11 protein-coding genes are annotated in these 16,041 nt (G+C 62.3%); 6 read left to right on the top strand and 5 right to left on the bottom strand.

Going from position 1 to position 16,041, the window contains the following annotated elements; genetic code table 11:
• Window positions 1-182: 182 nt before the first annotated feature.
• From KFO72_RS21660 to KFO72_RS21645, 4 genes are all read right to left on the bottom strand, one after another.
• The gene (locus KFO72_RS21660) at window positions 183-1,745 is read right to left on the bottom strand and encodes a DHA2 family efflux MFS transporter permease subunit (protein WP_054930264.1); all 1,563 of its coding nucleotides are present in this window, start codon (window positions 1,743-1,745) and stop codon (window positions 183-185) included.
• Window positions 1,746-1,794: 49 nt separating this feature from the next.
• Entirely contained in the window at window positions 1,795-3,015 is a 1,221-nt protein-coding gene (locus KFO72_RS21655; RefSeq protein ID WP_054930265.1) for an EmrA/EmrK family multidrug efflux transporter periplasmic adaptor subunit, read from the bottom strand.
• An 86-nt stretch (window positions 3,016-3,101) separates the two neighbouring features.
• Entirely contained in the window at window positions 3,102-4,610 is a 1,509-nt protein-coding gene (locus KFO72_RS21650) for an efflux transporter outer membrane subunit (RefSeq protein ID WP_062915467.1), read from the bottom strand.
• A 57-nt stretch (window positions 4,611-4,667) separates the two neighbouring features.
• Entirely contained in the window at window positions 4,668-5,183 is a 516-nt protein-coding gene (locus KFO72_RS21645; protein WP_054930267.1) for a MarR family winged helix-turn-helix transcriptional regulator, read from the bottom strand.
• Between the two features lie 290 nt (window positions 5,184-5,473).
• On the opposite strand from KFO72_RS21645, the gene typA reads away from it, so the two are divergent.
• From typA to KFO72_RS21615, 6 genes are all read left to right on the top strand, one after another.
• Window positions 5,474-7,300 (top strand): translational GTPase TypA, encoded by a 1,827-nt coding sequence (gene typA / locus KFO72_RS21640; protein ID WP_054930268.1) that lies wholly within the window; start codon window positions 5,474-5,476, stop codon window positions 7,298-7,300.
• Between the two features lie 351 nt (window positions 7,301-7,651).
• On the top strand, window positions 7,652-10,507 hold the full coding sequence (locus tag KFO72_RS21635) for a 2-oxoglutarate dehydrogenase E1 component (RefSeq protein ID WP_054930269.1): 2,856 nt from the start codon (window positions 7,652-7,654) through the stop codon (window positions 10,505-10,507).
• Between the two features lie 143 nt (window positions 10,508-10,650).
• Window positions 10,651-11,925, top strand: coding sequence for a 2-oxoglutarate dehydrogenase complex dihydrolipoyllysine-residue succinyltransferase (gene odhB, locus KFO72_RS21630; RefSeq protein WP_062915466.1), 1,275 nt, complete (start codon window positions 10,651-10,653; stop codon window positions 11,923-11,925).
• Window positions 11,926-12,060: 135 nt separating this feature from the next.
• On the top strand, window positions 12,061-13,491 hold the full coding sequence (gene lpdA / locus KFO72_RS21625; protein WP_224099430.1) for a dihydrolipoyl dehydrogenase: 1,431 nt from the start codon (window positions 12,061-12,063) through the stop codon (window positions 13,489-13,491).
• A 107-nt stretch (window positions 13,492-13,598) separates the two neighbouring features.
• The gene (gene zapE, locus KFO72_RS21620) at window positions 13,599-14,696 is read left to right on the top strand and encodes a cell division protein ZapE (protein WP_062915464.1); all 1,098 of its coding nucleotides are present in this window, start codon (window positions 13,599-13,601) and stop codon (window positions 14,694-14,696) included.
• A gap of 157 nt (window positions 14,697-14,853) precedes the next feature.
• Window positions 14,854-15,306, top strand: a complete 453-nt coding sequence (locus tag KFO72_RS21615; RefSeq protein WP_225032997.1) for a transposase — start codon at window positions 14,854-14,856, stop codon at window positions 15,304-15,306.
• Between the two features lie 121 nt (window positions 15,307-15,427).
• Here the strand turns inward: KFO72_RS21615 and KFO72_RS21610 are convergent, their stop codons facing one another.
• The gene (locus tag KFO72_RS21610; protein ID WP_060600405.1) at window positions 15,428-15,913 is read right to left on the bottom strand and encodes a DUF2147 domain-containing protein; all 486 of its coding nucleotides are present in this window, start codon (window positions 15,911-15,913) and stop codon (window positions 15,428-15,430) included.
• Window positions 15,914-16,041 lie beyond the last annotated feature (128 nt).

Raw genomic sequence — 16,041 nt, 5'->3', positions numbered from 1 at the left:
GCAAAGAAAAGTAGGTGCCGCCCCGCACAGGGGCGACGCGTGAAGCGAGCTAACGAAACGCGGATGCCAGCGCAAAGTCATAAACACCGACCGGCGGCGCCAGAACCACAAAAACAAATCGCGGACGCAAACGAACAGCAAACCAACCCGCCCGAAGGGCAACTCAAACCACGGCGCAACGTTCAATGCGCCGCAGACGCCGCAGCGGCTGAATCTCCGCCCGCACGCTCAGGCTTCGTCACCCAGATCAACGCAATCAGCGCAACAAATATCCCCGCCGATATATAAAACAGATCATTCACCCCAAGCTGCGCCGCCTGCTGCGTCGTCATCGAATTGACGAGCCCATACGCCTGCGACTGATTCAGCCCGAGCCCACTCATCTGCGTAACCGATTGATTGAACACCGGGTTATACGCATTCGCATGCTCGGTCAATTGCGCATGATGCAGAATCGACCGATGATCCCACGCCGTCTCGAAGATCGACGTGCCGATCCCGCCGCACATGATCCGAACGAAGTTCGACAGCCCCGACGCCGCCGGAATCCGGTTCCCCGGCAACCCCGACAGCGTGATCGACACGAGCGGAATGAAGAACCCGGCCATGCCGATCCCCTGGATCAACGTCGGCAGCATCAGCGAATAGGTGTCGACGCCCGTCGTATAACGCGAGCGCATCCAGAAACACAGCGCGAACACCAGAAACGACGCGGTCGAGATATAACGCGGGTCGGTGCGCGGCAGGATCTTGCCCGTCAGCGGCGAAAGAATGATCGCAAACACGCCGACAGGCGCCATCACGAGACCGGCATCCGTCGCCGTGTAGCCGATGTCGGTTTGCAGCCAAAGCGGCAGCAGCACCAGATTGCCGAAGTACAGGCCGTAGCCGATCGCGAGCGCCACCGTGCCGCCCGTGAAATTGCGCAGCTTGAACAACGACAGGTCAACCACAGGATGCTTGTCCGTCAGCTCCCATACGATAAAGAACGCCAGCGCGATCACGGCAGTCAGCGCGAGCACCACGATCGTCGTCGATGAGAACCAGTCGAGATCCTTGCCCTTGTCGAGCATCACCTGCAACGAGCCAACCCACGTAATCAGCAACACGAGACCGACCATATCGATCGGCGCTTTCTTGATGACGGAGTCGCGGTTGCGGAAGATCGCCCACGTGGCCAGCGCGGCGACGATCCCGACTGGAATGTTCACGTAGAAGATCCACGGCCACGAAATGTTGTCCGAAATCCAGCCGCCAAGAATAGGACCGGCAACGGGCGCGATCAATGTGGTCATCGCCCACATCGACAGCGCCATCGGCGCCTTCGCGCGTGGATAACTCGCGAGCAGCAGCGTTTGCGACAGCGGAATCATCGGACCGGCCACCGCGCCCTGCAGCACACGCGACGCGAGCAGGAACGGCAGATTCGGCGAGAGCCCGCACATCCACGACGAGATCACGAACAGCACGATCGACGCCATGAACAGGCGCACCTGGCCGATGCGGTCGGTGAGCCAGCCGGTGAGCGGCACGGAGATCGCGTTGGCGACCGCGAACGACGTGATCACCCACGTGCCCTGGTCGGACGACACGCCGAGGTCGCCGGAGATCGAGGGAATGGAGACGTTCGCGATCGACGTGTCCAGCACGTTCATGAACACGGCGAGCGACACGGCGATGGTGCCGATCACCAGTTGCGCGCCCTCGAGCGGCGGGTGAGGGAGTTGCGCTTGAGACTGAGCCATCTATTGTTCGAACCTTGTCTGAGGCAGATACCTGGCAGATGCGTACCGCTTACATCAGCTTGGCCGCGGTCTTCGATCCCGTCGCGGCCTTCTGCGGCTGACCTGCATTCGGGCCGGCGTTTTCGGCGATGATGCGGGCGATTTCCGCGTCGGCCTGATCGCCGTACTTGTCGAACACGTTGGTCTGATACACGGTGTTCACCGCGCTGCCGAGTTCGCCGCCCGTGTCGTCCTTGATGCTCACCTCGACCTGCATCGACAGGCCGATGCGCAGCGGATGCTTCTCGAGTTGCTGAGGATCGAGCGCGATACGCACGGGCAGACGCTGCACGACCTTGATCCAGTTACCCGTGGCGTTCTGCGCGGGCAGCAGCGAGAACGCCGAGCCCGTGCCCGCCGAGAAGCCGACCACTTTGCCCTGATACTTGACCGACGAGCCGTACACGTCCGCCGTCAGTTCGACGGGCTGGCCGATGCGCATGTGCTTGAGCTGCACTTCCTTGAAGTTCGCGTCAACCCACACGGCGTTCAGCGGCACGATCGCCATCAGCGGATTGCCCGGCGCGACGCGCTGGCCGACCTGTACCGAGCGCTTCGCCACGTAACCCGTGACGGGCGCGGGCAGCGTGTTGCGCGCGTAGTTCAGATACGCGTCGCGGACCTTGGCGGCCGCGGCCTGTACGTTCGGGTGGCTGGCAATCGTCGTGTTCGCCGTCAGCGCGCGGTTGGAGGCGAGCTGCTGCTGCGACGCGTCGAGCGCGGCCTGGGCGCTCTTGACGGCGTCGCGCGCGTGCGAGATTTCTTCCTGCGATACGGCGCCCGTCTGGGCGACCTGCATGCGGCGCTTCAAATCATCCTGCGCGCGCGACAGGTCCGCCTGGCGCACGGCGACTTGCGCCTGGTACTGGCTGTCGTCCGCATAGAGGCCGCGCACCTGGCGCACGACCTGACCGAGGTTCGCTTCCGCCGATTGCAGCGCGATGCGCGAGTCCGCGGGATCGAGCACGACGAGGGGATCGCCGACCTTGACGGTCTGCGTGTCGTCCGCGTTCACGGCGACGACGGTGCCCGTCACCTGCGGCGTGATCTGCACGACGTTGCCGTTCACGTAGGCGTCGTCGGTCTCTTCGTGAAAGCGCGCGACGAGGAAGTAGTAGAGGCCGTACGCGATCGCGGCAATCAGGATCACGATGACCAGCAGCGTCATCATGCGCTTGCGTTTGCCGTTGCTGGCCGGCTGCGCGTTCGCGGGTTGTTGGGGCGTGCTCATGGATAGGCTCCGGATTCTGTCAGTCTGTATCGTTTATTCGGATCGCAATCGGGTGTGCTTGTGCTTATGCCCGGATCGTTGCGCGCTCAGTTCGCCGCGTGGGCGGTCGAGGCCGACGAAGCGGGTGCATCCGTCGGCACGACGAGACCCGTCTGCGTTGCGTCGAAACCGCCGCCGAGCGCCTTGATCAGCGCGATCTGCAGATCGCGGCGGCGCATCTTCAGGTTGGTCACGGTCTGTTCGGCGGCGAGGCGGTTCTGGTCCGCTGTCAGCACCTGCAACTGCGGCGAAAGCCCGGCCCGGTAGCGGATCACGGCGAGTTCGTACGCGTTCGCCGACGCGTCGAGCGCGCGCTGCGCGTCGCCTTGCTGGTGGTCAAGCGAGCGGATCGACGAAATCTGCGTGGCGACGTCGGAAAGCGCGTTGATGAGCGTCTGGTTGTAGTTCGCGATGTCGAGGTCGAAGTCGGCGTAGCGGCCTTTCAGTTGCGAGCGCAGCGCGCCGGCGTCGAAGATGGGCAGATGGATTGCCGGGCCGAACTGGATCTGGCGGCTCGACGACGTCAGGAATTTGCCCCAGCCGAACGCATCGAAGCCGAAGCCGGCAGCGAGATTCACGTCCGGGAAGAACTCGGCCTTCGCTTCCTTCACGTCGTGCATCGCGGCTTCGACCTGCCAGCGCGCGGCGACGATGTCCGGGCGGCGCGAGATGAGATCGGCGGGCACGTTGTCGGGCAGCGTGACGGCGCCGCCTGGGTTGAACGCCGGCTTGGCGATCTGCAGGCCACGGTCCGGCCCTTTGCCGAGCAGCGCGCCGAGTTCGTAGCGCGTGGTCGTGATCTGGCCGTCCAGTTCCGTCAGGTTCGACTGGCTCGTCGCGATGTTGCCGTTGGCCGTCTGACGTTCGACGTTGGTGTCGAGGCCGGCTTTCACGCGGTCGTTGGCGATGACGCCGATCGTCTGACGGTTCTTGATCTCGCGCTCGGCGATGTCGCGCAGCGCGTACAGTTGCGCGAGCGAGTTGTAGGTACGCGCAACCGACGCGGCGAGCGTCACGCGCGCCTGCTGCATGTCCGCTTCGGCTGCTTTTTCCTGCGACACGGCCTGGCCGAGCCGCTGACGGTTCTTACCCCACAGGTCGAGGTCCCAGGACGCACTGGCGAGCACGTTGTTTTCGCTGTACCAGGTCCCGCCGTAGGGCGGCGGGAATAGCGCATTGGCGGAATACAGCTCGCGGGTCCACGAATAGCTGCCTTCCACCTTCGGATACAGCGCCGACTTCGACGTTTCGATATAGGACGACGCCTTCGCGATACGGGCCTGCGCCTGGGCGATCGACGGATTGCCTTCGAGCGCCTCCGCGATCAGCTTCGGCAACTGCGGGTCGCCGAACTGGCCGGCCCAGTCGAGCGTCGGCCACTGGCCGCCTTCGGCGGGCAGGCTTTGCGACGCTTCGAACTGCGAGGTCGACGCAATCTTGTTGTCGTTCTTCAGATCGAAGTAATTTGCGCAGCCGGCGAGGGCGAACGCCGCCACGGCCGCGGCGAGGGCCGCACGGCCCGATGAAACGGGAGCGGGCCTGGAAAGGAATTTCATCGCTCGACTCTTTGCGTGTGATGGCATTTTTCTATAATGGACGATGCAACTAATTTCTTACGATTTGTTATCGGTATTGCTTGCCGAGTCACGGGTTTCGCTGAACGCTTCGCAGCTGTTCGCGAGCACGCGTCTCAGAAGGCTTTTGAGGAATCCCGTTTCTTCTGGCGAAAAGCCGGATAGTAGTTTCTCGGTCACGCTGGTGAAGACAGCCGGCATGCGCGCGGCGATTGCGTGGCCTTCGGCCGTCAGCGCGAGGCGCACGGCGCGCCGGTCTTCGGCGCTGCGTACCCGCGTCAGCAGGCCGCGTTTTTCGAGGCGGTCGATCAGACGCGTGACCGCGCTCGCGTCGATGCCGTATTCCCGCGCGAGTTCCGCTGCGAGCAGGCATTTGCCGCTGGCAACCATGAACAGCACGCTGGCTTGCTGGCTGGTGATGCCGAGTTCGGCCATGGTGCGCTGGGTCACGAGGTTCGACATGGTCGACTTCACGCGGGAAATCAGATAGCCGACGCTCTCACCCAACTGGTATTCGCTAACCTCGGGCGATGGTGTCTGGGACGGTTCGGTCATGATTCTCGTGCGAATGCAATGGTTGACTATGCAGGATTGTAGAGGCGAATAATTGACGCGGCAAGCGTTATTACAGCTTAGGCAAGGATCTTTCTCGCGTCCGGAGAGAGTGTGCTGCGGCGGCGCGCACGTCGATTTATCGAGACTTTCGGGTCCGGTATCAGGGAATACCAGAAAAGCGTCACGGGTCCGTGCTATACTTATTGGTTCCCAAAAGTGCGCTTTGGGCTTGGCGAAGGTGGCTGGGCAGGTGGCGCACTCCACTCGTATCCCAGCGTCTCCAGGTTCCTATGTCCCGCGCTCTTCGCAACATCGCCATCATCGCTCACGTCGACCACGGCAAAACCACGCTCGTCGACCAACTGCTCCGCCAGTCCGGCACCTTCCGCGAAAACCAGCAGATCGCTGAACGCGTGATGGATTCGAACGACATCGAAAAAGAGCGTGGCATCACCATTCTCGCCAAGAACTGCGCCGTCGAATACGAAGGCACGCACATCAACATCGTCGACACCCCGGGCCACGCCGACTTCGGCGGCGAAGTGGAGCGCGTGCTGTCGATGGTCGATTCCGTGCTGCTGCTCGTCGACGCCGTCGAAGGCCCGATGCCGCAAACCCGCTTCGTGACGAAAAAGGCGCTCGCGCTGGGTCTGAAGCCGATCGTCGTGATCAACAAGATCGACCGTCCGGGCGCGCGCATCGACTGGGTCATCAACCAGACGTTCGACCTGTTCGACAAGCTCGGCGCCACGGAAGACCAGCTCGACTTCCCGGTCGTCTACGCGTCGGGCCTGAACGGCTACGCCGGCCTCGATCCGAGCATCCGCGAAGGCACGATGCGCCCGCTGTTCGAAGCGATTCTCGAACACGTCCCCGTTCGCCCGGCCGATCCGGACGGTCCGCTGCAGCTGCAGATCACGTCGCTGGATTACTCGACGTACGTCGGCCGTATCGGCGTGGGCCGTATCACGCGCGGCCGTATCAAGCCGGGGCAGCAGGTCGTGATCCGCTTCGGTCCGGAAGGCGAAATCCTGAACCGCAAGATCAACCAGGTGCTGTCGTTCGAAGGCCTCGAGCGCGTGCAGGTCGCCGAGGCGGAAGCCGGTGACATCGTGCTGATCAACGGTATTGAAGAAGTCGGCATCGGCGCGACGATCTGCGCGCCGGAAGCGCCCGAAGCGCTGCCGATGATCACCGTCGACGAACCCACGCTGACGATGAACTTCCTCGTGAATTCGTCGCCGCTCGCGGGCAAGGAAGGCAAGTTCGTGACGAGCCGCCAGATCCGCGACCGTCTGATGAAGGAACTGAATCACAACGTCGCGCTGCGCGTGAAAGACACTGGCGACGAAACCGTGTTCGAAGTGTCGGGCCGCGGCGAGCTGCACCTGACCATCCTGATCGAAAACATGCGTCGCGAAGGCTACGAGATGGCCGTGTCGCGTCCGCGCGTGGTGCTGCATGAAATCGACGGCGTGAAGCACGAGCCGTACGAACTGCTGACGGTCGACCTCGAAGACTCGCACCAGGGCGGCGTGATGGAAGAGCTGGGCCGCCGCAAGGGCGAAATGCTCGACATGGCGTCGGACGGCCGCGGCCGCACGCGTCTCGAATACCGCATCCCGGCGCGTGGCCTGATCGGCTTCCAGGGCGAATTCCTCACGCTCACGCGCGGCACGGGCCTGATGAGCCACGTGTTCGACGAATACGCGCCCGTCAAGGACGGCTCGCTCGGCGAGCGCCGCAACGGCGTGCTGATCTCGCAGGACGACGGCGCGGCTGTCGCCTACGCGCTGTGGAAGCTGCAGGATCGCGGCCGCATGTTCGTGAAGCCGGGCGATGCGCTGTACGAAGGCATGATCATCGGCATTCACAGCCGTGACAACGACCTCGTCGTGAACCCGATCAAAGGCAAGCAGCTGACCAACGTGCGTGCGTCGGGCACCGACGAAGCCGTGCGCCTCGTGCCGGCCATCCAGATGTCGCTCGAATACGCGGTCGAGTTCATCGACGAAGACGAACTCGTCGAAGTGACGCCGCAAAGCATCCGTCTGCGCAAGCGCCATCTGAAGGAACACGAGCGCCGCCGCGCCAGCCGCGAAGCTGCCGTCGACTGATCGCGAAGTCTCGCGCAAGCCTCAGCAAAAAGCCGCCTTTGGGCGGCTTTTTGCATTTGCGTTGCGCGTTTCGCTGCAGAGCTTCGTGGAAGCGCCTAAAGTATTCTTCTGCAGTGCCGCAAACACTGTTACGCAAGCATAAAACTTGCCGCAAAGCCCCGTACCACGGGCTTTCCAGTTGGGGCCTGTCCTATGTCAACTATGGGTTATGTGATATGCTCCGGCGAGTGCAAGTTTTAGGTCCTTCCAAGCAAGACTTGATTCGCGCAATCCGCTAAACGGTCAGGCCGTGTCGCGGAAGGTTCAGTAACCCGCTATTTCTCGAGAAGCTCGAAGAAAGGTGAGCGTAAAATGATGAAGCAATTCCAGTCGAACTCGTATCTGTTCGGCGGCAATGCTCCGTACGTAGAAGAGTTGTACGAAGCATATCTCGACAATCCCGCGTCAGTGCCCGAGACCTGGCGCAATTATTTCGACGCTCTGCAGAACGTTCCTGCATCGGATGGCACCAGTGCCAACGACGTGGCCCATGGCCCGATCGTCGAATCGTTTGCTCAGCGCGCAAAGGCGAATGCCTTTCTGCCGCGCACGGGCGGTGAGGATCTCACCACCGCGCGCAAGCAAGTCTATGTGCAGTCCCTCATCGGCGCATATCGCTTCCTCGGCTCGCAATGGGCCAACCTCGATCCGCTGAAGCGCCGCGAACGTCCGAACATTCCCGAGCTTGAACCTGCGTTCTACGACTTCACCGAAGCCGACATGGACCAGACGTTCAACACGAACAACCTGTACTTCGGTTTCGAGCAGGCTTCGCTGCGGGACATCGTCAAGGCGTTGCGCGACACGTACTGCGGCACGATCGGCGCCGAGTACATGTACCTGAGCGATCCCGAACAGAAGCGCTGGTGGAAGGAACGTCTCGAATCGATCCGCTCCACGCCGAACTTCACGGCTGACAAGAAGAAGCACATCCTGAACCGTCTGACGGCAGCCGAAGGCCTCGAGCGCTTCCTGCACACCAAGTACGTCGGTCAGAAGCGCTTCTCGCTGGAAGGCGGCGAAAGCTTCATCGCGTCGATGGACGAAGTCGTGCACCACGCAGGCAAGAGCGGCGTGCAGGAAATCGTCATCGGCATGGCGCACCGCGGCCGTCTGAACGTGCTGGTCAACACGCTGGGCAAGATGCCCGCGGACCTGTTCGCCGAATTCGAAGGCAAGCACGTCGACGATCTGCCCGCAGGCGATGTGAAGTACCACAAGGGCTTCTCGTCGGATGTCGCGACGGAAGGCGGCCCGGTTCACCTGTCGCTCGCGTTCAACCCGTCGCACCTCGAAATCGTCAACCCGGTGGTCGAAGGCTCGGCGAAGGCCCGTATGGACCGTCGCGGCGACGAGAACGGCCTGCAGGTGCTGCCCGTGCAGATCCACGGCGACGCTGCCTTCGCTGGCCAGGGCGTCGTGATGGAAACGCTGAACCTGGCGCAAACGCGCGGTTACGGCACGCACGGCACGCTGCACATCGTCATCAACAACCAGATCGGCTTCACCACGTCCGACCCGCGCGACGCACGTTCGACGCTCTATTGCTCGGACGTCGTCAAGATGATCGAAGCGCCCGTGCTGCACGTGAACGGCGACGATCCCGAAGCCGTCGTACTGGCCACGCAAATGGCCATCGACTTCCGGATGCAGTTCCACAAGGATGTCGTGATCGACATCATCTGCTTCCGCAAGCTGGGCCACAACGAGCAGGACACGCCCGCTGTCACGCAGCCGCTGATGTACAAGACGATCGCCAAGCACCCGGGCACGCGCGCGCTGTACGCTGAAAAGCTCGTGCAGCAAGGCGTCATCACCGCCGATCAAGGCGATGAATTCGTCAAGGCATACCGCAAGGCGATGGACGAAGGTCACCACACGGTCGACCCGGTCCTGTCGAACTACAAGAGCAAGTACGCTGTCGACTGGGTTCCGTTCCTGAACCGCAAGTGGACGGACGCAGCGGACACGGCCGTGCCGCTCGCCGAACTCAAGCGTCTGGCCGAGCGCATCACGACGATCCCCGAAGGCTTCAAGGTTCACCCGCTGGTCGAGCGCGTGATCAACGACCGCCGTGCAATGGGCCGTGGCGAAGCGCAACTCGACTGGGGCATGGGCGAGCATCTGGCATTCGCGTCGCTGGTCGCATCGGGCTATGCCGTGCGCCTGACGGGTCAGGACTCGGGCCGTGGCACGTTCACGCACCGCCATGCGGTGCTGCACGACCAGAACCGCGAACGCTGGAACGACGGCACGTACGTGCCGCTGCAGAACATCGCCGAAGGTCAGGCGAAGTTCACGGTGATCGACTCGGTGCTGTCGGAAGAAGCCGTGCTCGGCTTCGAATACGGCTACTCGACGGCTGAGCCGAACACGTTCGTCGCGTGGGAAGCGCAGTTCGGCGACTTCGTGAACGGCGCGCAGGTCGTGATCGACCAGTTCATCTCGTCGGGCGAAGTGAAGTGGGGCCGCGTGTCGGGCCTGACGATGCTGCTGCCGCACGGCTACGAAGGCCAGGGTCCGGAGCACTCGTCGGCGCGTATCGAGCGCTTCCTGCAACTGTGCGCAGATCACAACATGCAGGTCGTTCAGCCGACCACGCCGGCACAGGTTTTCCACCTGCTGCGCCGCCAGATGATCCGCCTGTTCCGCAAGCCGCTCGTCGTCTTCACGCCGAAGTCGCTGCTGCGTCACAAGGAAGCCGTGTCGGATCTGTCGGAACTCGCGAAGGGCTCGTTCCAGCCGGTTCTCGGCGAAGCGGACGATTCGATCGACGCGAAGAAGGTCAAGCGCGTGCTGGTCTGCTCGGGCCGTGTGTACTACGACCTCGTCGCGCATCGCCGCGAAGCGAAGGCGCAAGACGTCGCGATCCTGCGTATCGAACAGCTCTATCCGTTCGCGCACAAGCAGTTCGAAGCCGAACTGAAGAAGTACGACAACGCAACCGAAGTGGTGTGGGTGCAGGACGAGCCGCAGAATCAGGGCCCGTGGTTCTACATCGAACATCACCTGCGCGAAGGCATGAAGGAAGGACAGAAGCTGGCCTACAGCGGCCGTCCCGCTTCGGCTTCGCCCGCTGTCGGCTACTACGCGAAGCACTACGAGCAGCAGAAGGCGCTGATCGAAGGCGCGTTTGGCCGTCTGAAAGGCGCATCCATCGTTAAATAACCACAGAGAGCGAACCGGGAAAGCGCTGAGCGCTTTCCCGCCCCGCGTCGGAACATCCCATGTAAGCGCGACTACTACGCGCAAATATCGGACGCGGCTCGCACAAGGTTCGTTGTCACCCGATACGTATTCAGAGAAATCAAATGGCTATTGTTGAAGTCAAGGTCCCCCAGCTGTCCGAGTCCGTCTCGGAAGCCACGATGCTGCAGTGGAAGAAGAAGCCGGGCGAAGCTGTCGCCCAGGACGAAATCCTGATCGAAATCGAAACCGACAAGGTCGTGCTCGAAGTGCCGGCGCCGTCGGCAGGCGTGCTCGCGCAGGTCATCAAGAACGACGGCGATATCGTGGTCGCCGACGAAGTGATCGCCAAGATCGATACGGAAGGCAAGGCGGGCGAAGCGGCTGTCGAAGCCGAAGTCAAGCCGGCTCCGCAAGCTGAACCGGCAACTGCCGCCGCACCGGCACAAGCTGCCGCTGTGGCGGGCGCAAGCACCGCGGCATCGCCGGCTGCGACGAAGATTCTGGCCGAGAAGGGCGTCGCTGCAGGCGACGTCGCCGGCACGGGCCGCGATGGCCGCATCACGAAGCAGGACGCCGTCGCCGCAGGCGCACCGGCTGCCAAGGCTGCGCCGGCACCGGCAGCAGCGCCCGCACGCGCTGCCAAGCCGGCCCTGCCGCAAGTCGGCGCGCCGGCATCGGCTGACCAGTGGCTGAAGGACCGTCCGGAACAACGCGTGCCGATGTCGCGTCTGCGCGCGCGTATCGCCGAGCGTCTGCTCGAGTCGCAGCAAACCAACGCCATCCTCACGACGTTCAACGAAGTGAACATGGCGCCCGTCATGGACCTGCGCAACAAGTACAAGGACAAGTTCGAGAAGGAACATGGCGTGAAGCTCGGCTTCATGTCGTTCTTCGTGAAGGCGGCTGTGCACGCGCTGAAGAAGTTCCCGCTGGTGAACGCGTCGATCGACGGTAACGACATCGTCTATCACGGCTACTTCGACATCGGTATCGCCGTCGGCTCGCCGCGCGGCCTCGTCGTGCCGATCCTGCGCAACGCAGACCAGATGAGCCTCGCGGACATCGAGAAGAAGATCGCCGAATTCGGCCAGAAGGCAAAGGACGGCAAGCTGTCGATCGAAGAAATGACGGGCGGTACGTTCTCGATCTCGAATGGCGGTGTGTTCGGCTCGATGCTGTCGACCCCGATCATCAACCCGCCGCAATCGGCGATCCTCGGCGTGCACGCGACGAAGGAGCGCGCAGTGGTCGAAAACGGCCAGATTGTGATCCGCCCGATGAACTATCTGGCGCTGTCGTACGACCACCGTATCATCGACGGCCGCGAAGCCGTGCTGTCGCTGGTCGCGATGAAGGACGCGCTGGAAGATCCGGCCCGTCTGCTGCTCGACCTGTAATGCATGCCGCACGGCGGCTTGAAACTTCAAGCCGCCGTCGCGATATATGTATCGGGTGTTTCTCGCATTCCCGCAGTATCTGAAGCCACGCGCGCCGCGGAGCGCGGCCGCGTCGGCTAGCCAAAAAGGATAGTCATGTCCAAAGAATTTGACGTCGTCGTGATCGGTGCCGGTCCCGGCGGCTATATCGCGGCCATTCGGGCTGCGCAGCTCGGCAAGACGGTTGCCTGTATCGAAAAGTGGAAGAACCCGGCCGGCGCATTGAAGCTGGGCGGCACGTGCCTGAACGTCGGCTGCATTCCGTCGAAGGCGCTGCTGGCTTCGTCGGAAGAGTTCGAAAACGCGTCGCATCACCTCGCGGACCACGGCATCAGCGTGGAAAACGTGAAGGTCGACATCGCGAAGATGCTGGCCCGCAAGGAAGGCATCGTCGAAAAGATGACGAAGGGCATCGAGTTCCTGTTCCGCAAGAACAAGATCACGTGGCTCAAGGGCCACGGCAAGTTCACGGGCAAGACGGACGCCGGTGTGCAGATCGAAGTGTCGGGCGAAGGCGAAACGGAAGTGGTCACGGCGAAGAACGTGATCATCGCGACGGGCTCGAAGGCGCGTCACCTGCCCAACGTTCCCGTCGACAACAAGATCGTCGCCGACAACGAAGGCGCGCTGTCGTTCACCGAAGTGCCGAAGAAGCTCGCCGTCATCGGCGCCGGCGTGATCGGCCTGGAGCTGGGCTCGGTGTGGCGCCGTCTGGGCGCGGAAGTCACCGTGCTCGAAGCGCTGCCCGAATTCCTCGGCGCCGCCGACCAGGCGCTCGCGAAGGAAGCCGCCAAGCAGTTCAAGAAGCAGGGTCTCGACATCCACGTCGGCGTGAAGGTCGGTGAAGTGAAGACGACGGGCAACAGCGTGTCGATCGCTTACACGGACAAGGACGGCAACGCGAAGACGCTCGACGCGGACCGCCTGATCGTGTCGATCGGCCGTGTGCCGAACACCGACAACCTCGGCCTCGAAGCGATCGGCCTGAAGGCGAACGAGCGCGGCTTCATCGACGTGGACGATCACTGCGCGACGTCAGTGCCGAACGTTTACGCAATCGGCGACGTGGTGCGCGGCCCGATGCTCGCACACAAGGCCGAAGACGAAGGCGTGCTGGTTGCCGAAATCATCGACGGCCAGAAGCCGCACATCGACTACAACTGCGTGCCGTGGGTCATCTACACGGAACCGGAAATCGCGTGGGTCGGCAAGACGGAACAGCAACTCAAGGCGGAAGGCCGCGAAGTCAAGACGGGCCAGTTCCCGTTCATGGCGAACGGCCGCGCGCTCGGCATCAACAAGGCGGATGGTTTCGTCAAGATGATCGCCGACGCGAAGACGGACGAACTGCTCGGCGTGCACATCATTTCGGCGAACGCGTCGGATCTGATCGCCGAAGCGGTTGTCGCGATGGAGTTCAAGGCTGCGTCGGAAGACATTGGCCGTATCTGCCATCCGCACCCGTCGCTGTCTGAAGTGATGCGTGAAGCGGCGCTCGCCGTCGACAAGCGCGCGCTGAACATGTAAGACGCATCTGCCCGGTTCTGAATTATGCGGAATGCGGGTTGAGAGCGAAACACGACGAAGGCGGGTGGGTTGAATCCCTCCCGCCTTCTTCATTGCTGCCTCACACAATGAACGTCACCGAATACTACGAACAGGAACTGCAGACCCGGGGATACGAGTCTGATCCGGCCCAACGCGTGGCCGTCGACCGTCTGCAACAGTGCTATGAAGAGTGGGCTGCGTATAAGGCGCGTCGTCCGAACGCCTTTATGAAGCTGATCATGCACCCTGATCTGCCGAAGGGCGTCTATATGTGGGGTGGCGTAGGACGCGGAAAGAGCTTCCTGATGGACAGCTTTTACGCAGTCGTGCCGCTCGTGCGTAAGACGCGTCTGCATTTTCACGAGTTCATGCGAGAAGTGCATCGCGAACTCGAAGAACTGAAAGGGCAGGCCGATCCGCTCGACGAACTCGCGCGGCGCATTGCGAAGCGTTATCGGCTGATCTGCTTCGACGAATTCCACGTGTCCGATATCGCGGACGCAATGATCCTTTACCGGTTGCTGGATCGTCTGTTCACGAACGGCGTGCAGTTCGTGATGACGTCCAACTACGATCCCGATCTGCTTTATCCGGACGGGTTGCATCGCGATCGTCTGCTGCCCGCCATCGAGCTGATCAAGAGCAAGCTCGATGTGATCAACGTCGATGCCGGCGTCGATTACCGGCGGCGCACGCTGTCGCAGGTCGAGGTGTATCACACGCCGCTCGGCGCCGCCTCCGACAAGGCGTTGCGCGACGCATTCGGCAAGCTCGCGGCCGTGCCTGACGAAAGCCCGCTGCTGCACATCGAGAAGCGCGAACTGAAGGCGCTGCGTCGCGCGGACGGCGTGGTCTGGTTCGACTTCGCGACGCTGTGCGGCGGCCCGCGCTCGCAGAACGACTATCTCGAACTGGCGAGCCGCTTCCACGCGGTGATTCTGTCCGGCATTCCGCAGATGACGCCTCGTATGCAGTCCGAAGCACGCCGCTTCACGTGGCTGATCGACGTTTTTTACGATCACAAGGTCAAGCTGCTGATGTCGGCCGCCGTGCCGCCCGAAGAGCTCTACACAGAAGGGCCGATGGCCAACGAGTTCACGCGCACGGTTTCGCGTATCGTCGAGATGCAGTCGCAGGAATATCTGGATGCGCCGCGACGGATCGTCGATACATCGCTCACCTGATCAAATTGCCACCTGTGTCTGCCCGTTTGGGATAGCGCGATACGCGCTGAACCATGCTGCGGCGGGTGGCGGTGCATTTTCAAGATTCGGATTGGTCTGATATTCGGTAGTGGGACGACTCTATATCGTCGAAATACTCTTGACGATTGGAGAACTCATGACCCCTTATCGCGATATTAGTGATGAAGAATGGCAGCGCATCGCGCCGCTGCTGCCGGAACTGCGGCCCCGTTCCGAACTGCGCGGCCGGCCGCTTGCCAACACCCGCTCCGTGCTCAACGGTGTGCTCTGGGTGATCTACAGCGGCGCTACCTGGTCTGCCATGCCGCGTAAATACCCCTCGTATCAAACCTGCCATCGCCGTTTCAAGGCGTGGCATCAGGCTGGCGTTCTGCAACGTGTGATGGACCAGCTGTTCGGCGACGCAGGCGGCGAACTATGCAACACGATGGAATCCCGCATGCGCACTCACGCGCCGAACGTGGTCACGGCCGCGAACGATGCCGTGAAGCCGTCCGTGCCCGCCATGCCGCTGTTTACGCCGCCGTCGGGCGTGCCTGCGGCACCGCTGGTGTTCGACTACACCAGTCCTTTCAAGAACGCGGCATGACGGATCGAACGAATTGAGCGCGCGCGACAACGACAAGCCGGTCTGGCGAGACTCAACGCCAGACCGGCTTTTTTACGTCCTGCGGCGGCGCTCGCCGACAGTCGAGCACCGCGCGACAACGTCAGTTCTGGCGAATCCACGTCTGCGAACGCCCCAGTAGCGACACGCCAATATACCCACGCACCACCAGTTTCTGTCCGCCGTCTTCCACGTGCATCTTGCATTTGTAGAGCTTGCCGTTCTCCGGGTCGAGAATCTGCCCGCCGTCCCAGCCGTCGCCGTCCTTTTTCATATCGTCGATGATCGTCATGCCGAGAATCGGCTGATCTTTGCGCGCGTCCGTGCAGGCGGTGCAGCGGCGATCCGGCTGATCGTTCGGTCCGAGTCCCTTGATGACCTTGCCGCTCAGCCTGCCGTTCCCGTCCTGCGTGATCTGCACGAGTGCTTTGGGCTGGCCCGTATGATCGTCGATGGTTTGCCATGTGCCGACGGGCGTGTCGGCTTGTGCGAATGCCGTGACGGCGCCCGCGAGCAGCGCACTGGCCACGATGGCCTGTTTCAACGTGGTGCCGGGCGCAAAGCGCGCGCGTCGGGTGAGTGATGTCATTGTCGTCCTCCTTGTTGAAAATCGTCGCGATGGATGTCGCGCGGCGCCGTGTGAGTACGGATTCGAGGCGGCGCCATGCCTGTCTTTTGATACATGAGAGAGGGCAGAATACGTGAAAGTATCCGCGT

The organism is Paraburkholderia sp. XV (genome assembly GCF_020177535.1).
Taxonomy (GTDB): Bacteria; Pseudomonadota; Gammaproteobacteria; order Burkholderiales; family Burkholderiaceae; genus Paraburkholderia; species Paraburkholderia caribensis.
This window is presented reverse-complemented; position numbering and strand designations above follow the sequence as displayed.